This window comes from Amycolatopsis sp. NPDC003676, from assembly GCF_053587275.1.
The window spans coordinates 1-4159 of record NZ_JBSFNS010000216.1 but is presented as its reverse complement, the minus strand read 5'-3'; the positions used below and the strand labels follow the sequence as shown (position 1 = coordinate 4159).

The window sequence follows — 4159 nt, the reverse complement described above, 5'->3', positions numbered from 1 at the left end:
GCCGACGGCCCGGACGAGGTGCACAAGCGCGCCATCGCGCGCCAGGAACTGAGCAAGTACCGCGGCAAGGAGAGCAACCGATGACCGGACCCGACCTGACCGGGCGCACCGCGATCGTCACCGGTGCCTCCCGCGGCATCGGGCTGGCGATCGCCCAGGCCATCGCGGCGGCGGGCGGCAATGTCGTGCTGACCGCGCGGACCCAGGAGGCGGCCGACGCGGCCGCCGCGCAGGTGACCGGCAACGCCATCGGCGTCGGCGCGCACGCCACCGACGAGGCGGCGGCCCGACGATGCGTCGAACTGACCGTGGAGCACTTCGGCAGCGTCGACATCCTGGTCAACAACGCGGGCACCAATCCCGCCTACGGCCCGGTGGTCAGCCAGGACCACAGCCGGTTCGCCAAGACCTTCGACGTCAACGTGTGGGCGCCGATCCTGTGGACGTCGCTGGTCACCGAGGCGTGGATGGGCGAGCACGGCGGCGCCGTCGTGAACAACGCCTCGATCGGCGGGCTGGTCCTCGACCCGAACATCGGCATGTACAACGGGGCCAAGGCCGCGCTGATCCACCTGACCAAGCAGATGGCGCTGGAGCTGTCGCCGAAGGTGCGCGCCGGAACTGGCCCAGATGAGCGACGCGGTCACCACCCCGGTCACGTTCTCCGGCGCGAGGAACTTCGCCGCGTCCGTGCCGAGGTGTTCCAGCACGTAGTTGGCGAGCCCCTGTTTGCCCGGCTGGTACTTGAACACGAAGCCGAGGAACATGCCGAGCGCGACCGGGGCGACGATGTTCGGGAAGAACAGGATCGCCCGCACGATCTTCCCGCCGCGCATGTCCCGCAGCACCATGGTGAACAGGAACGCGAGCAGGAAGGTGCCGACGCCGCCGAGGAACACGTAGATCAGCGTGTTGCCGAAGGAGTAGCGGAACGCATCGCTCTGCCACATCCGCACGTAGTTCCCGACCCCCTGTGGTCGCGGCGTGTCGCCCGCGCCGGCCCAGCTGGTGAAGCTGAGCACCACGGTCGCGACCGTCGGCAGCACCAGGAACGCCAGGTAGAGCGCCAGCGCGGGGGCGGCGAAGGGCCAGAACAGCTTGCGTTTGCGGCTCAGGTGCGGCCCGAGCGCGGGCCGCCGCCCGGCCCGGGCCGCCTCAGTGAGTGTCGCCATCAGTGCTGGTTCTTCCAGAAGGCGGCGGACTTCTGCGCGAGCTGCGCCACGAACGCCTCCGGAGTCAGCTGGCCCTTGAGCAGCGCGGTGTCGGCGGGGTCGAACACGTCGGTCTGCCATTTGCCGCCGGCGATCGCGTCGATGCCGTCGTACTGCAGCACGTGTTCCTTCTTCTGGTCGTCCAGGACGGTCTTGACCGGCTTCAGGTCGTCCGGCACGGCGAGGTCGGGCCGGGGCACCAGGTTGTCGGCCACCGCGGGGATGCCGGCGAGGTTGCCCTTGTTGAGGAAGTAGGCGATGAACGCCTTGGCCGCGTCGGCGTTCTTGGCCTTCTTGGGCACGGCGAAGCCGATCGACATCTGCTCCACGGTGTCGTGCGTGGCGCCGGGCGGCATCGGGAACTGGAAGGAGCCGTAGTCGATCTTCGTGCCCGCGCCTTGTTTGTCGAGGTATTCGCGGGTTTCGCTGGGCGCCCAGCTGCCGACGTACAGGAAACGCGCGTCGCCGTCCGCCCAGCGCTGCTGGATCTGCGGGAACTTGGCCGCGTCCCAGCCGTCGATGAAGTACTTGGAGATCCGCGCGGTCTGCGCGGCGGCCTCGCGGAATCCGGGAACGTCGGTCCACGCGCGTCCGGTCGGGTCCTGTGCCGCCTTCGCCAGCCCGCCCGCGCCCACGTAGCGTTCGGCCAGCTGGGTGAAGTAGTACATGTTGTAGAACGGGATGTCGCCGTCCTGGCTGACTGCCGCCTTGCCGTCCGCCTTCGCCTTGTCGAACAGGCCGACCAGTTCGTCCACGGTCTTCGGCTGGCCGAGCGCGCCGCCCTTGGCCTTGTCGTACCACCAGGCGCTGGACTGGATCTCGTACGGCACGAGGAAGCTGTGCCCCTCGCGGTCCTTGTTCTGCGGGAAGTCGTACGAGGTGGGGGAGAGGACGTCCTTGACCGTCTTGTCGCCTTCGCCGATCTTCATGCCGAACACGTCGTCGAGGCTCTGCGTGCCGCCCGGCGTCATGATCGCCGCGCCGACCTTGCTGACGTCCTGGTCGAACAGATCGGGCACGGTGCCGGTGTTGAGCGCCGGGACGAGGTTCTGGGTGTAGGCCTTGCGGCCCAGCCACTGCACGTCGACCTTCACGCCGGTCTTGTCCTGGAAGCACTTCAGCGCCTTTTGCAGCACCTTGCCCTGCGGCTCGCCCGCGGTCCACATGGACCAGTAGACGACTTGCCCGCCGCCCGCCGGTTTCACGGCCGGTTCCGGGCAGGGCGAGGAAAGGAACTCGGCCGCGCCGGGGAGCGCGTTTTCCCCGGCGCCGCCGCCCGCCGCGTCCCCGCTGCCGCACCCGGCGAGCAGCAGCGTCGCCGCTAAGGTCGAGCCCACGAGCTTGTGAAACCGCATCAGCCACCACCTGATCGAGGTCGAAGACCACACACTGAGTGCGTGTTGCTGCGCATTTTTGGCGCTTACCAATCACTTGTCAACATTCAAGCGGAGGTTCGCCGTGGCATCGTGATGGACAGGCGAACGCCCCTGTCCTGCGTGAAGGGGAACGAATGGCGGGTTGACAGTGCAAAATCGATCACTGAGACTGTGTGAACTTGTTCGTTCTTGTCGGTTGTTGATGCCTATCGCCTGCGAGGAACCGAGCCATGCCACGCTTCCGCACTCCGTTCGCCGCCGGCGCGGCCCTGGCCCTCGCCGCCGGGACCTGCGCCGTGCCCTCGGCCGCGCACGCTGACCCCGGCTACTCCGTTTCGGTCGGCGCCGTCGCCGAGTACCCGTTCCCGACCGACACCCCGGCCGCTCCGTTCCTCGACCGGTACGGGACTTTCCACTTCCAGCAGTCCGCCGCCCTCTACGGCAAGGAAGGCCCGCGAGTCTGGGACTTCTACACCGGAACGGACTTCGACTCGGCGCACCGCGACGCGGGTCTGAGCGACGCGGTGAACCCGGCGGAACCGCGCGATCGCAACAACGACACAACCTGGCGCTGCAACACCAGTCCGACCGGCCGCGAAGCGACCGACCCGCCCGCCGGGTCGAGCTACACCCAGAAGAACTTCTGCGATCTCGTCGGCACCTGGGTCGATCCGGATACCGGTGACTGGTACGGCTTGGTGCACAACGAATTCACCCCCGAACCGTTCGGCGCCTACTCGTTTTCGCACTACGACGCCATCGACTGGGCGGTGTCGACCGACCGGGGCCACACCTGGCGGATCGGCGGGCACGCGATCACGTCGCCGTACTCGACGAAACGCGGCGACACGGCGGCGTTCCCGAACCAGACTTTCGACTACGGCGACGGCGATCCGCGGCTGTTCGCCGATCCGAAGTCGGGCTACTTCTACGTCTACTACGGCTCTCGCATCGTGACGAAGGCGGGCGCGGGCGGCGGCGGGTTCAGCGGCCTCGCCCACGTGGCCCGCGCTCCGATGTCCGGGAAGATGGGCACCGGGACCTGGCAGAAGTGGTACGACGGCCGATGGTCGCAGCCGGGCGTCGGCGGCAACGAAAGCAACCTCGTGCCCACCGGCGTCGACCCGCGCGGCTACACGCCGCCGGAGAAGGACTACGACCCGGCGCGCACCGGCACCGCCGCCCAGCAGGTGGCGGCCGGTACGCTGCCGCGCAAGTCTGATCTGTTCGTCATGAACATCGCTTACGACGCGCATCTCGGCCTGTACCTCGGCGAGCCGGAGGCGGTCGATTCGGTCGGCCCGCAGCGGTTCTACGCGACCGAGGACCTGGCGAACCCGAAGTGGCGGTTGATCGGCGACACCGGCTCCTACCGGGACCAGTCGTGGTACCGCTGGTTCGTCGACTCGGCCAGCCGGACCCTCGGGACGGTCGTGGGCAAGACTTTCCGGTCCTATTGCTCGATCTCGTGCGTGGACTTCCGGGTGCTCGATGGCGATCTTCGGCTTGTACAGGTCGAGCAACTGCTGGGCCAGCCGCAGCGCGTCGCGCTCGGTCGGGCCGGATACCGCG

At 68.3% G+C, this 4159-nt stretch carries 1 protein-coding gene and 2 pseudogenes; 2 read left to right on the top strand and 1 reads right to left on the bottom strand.

The window, feature by feature from the left end; translation table 11 throughout:
• Window positions 1-80 precede the first annotated feature (80 nt).
• Window positions 81-554, top strand: a pseudogene (locus ACWDNU_RS44805) (SDR family NAD(P)-dependent oxidoreductase); the annotation flags it as partial.
• A 617-nt stretch (window positions 555-1171) separates the two neighbouring features.
• On the opposite strand, the gene ACWDNU_RS44800 reads toward ACWDNU_RS44805, so the two are convergent.
• Window positions 1172-2566: an ABC transporter substrate-binding protein gene (locus tag ACWDNU_RS44800; protein WP_449673326.1), complete on the bottom strand. Its 1395-nt coding sequence runs from the start codon at window positions 2564-2566 to the stop codon at window positions 1172-1174.
• A 251-nt stretch (window positions 2567-2817) separates the two neighbouring features.
• On the opposite strand from ACWDNU_RS44800, the pseudogene ACWDNU_RS44795 reads away from it, so the two are divergent.
• A pseudogene (locus ACWDNU_RS44795) lies at window positions 2818-4159 on the top strand (RICIN domain-containing protein); the annotation flags it as partial.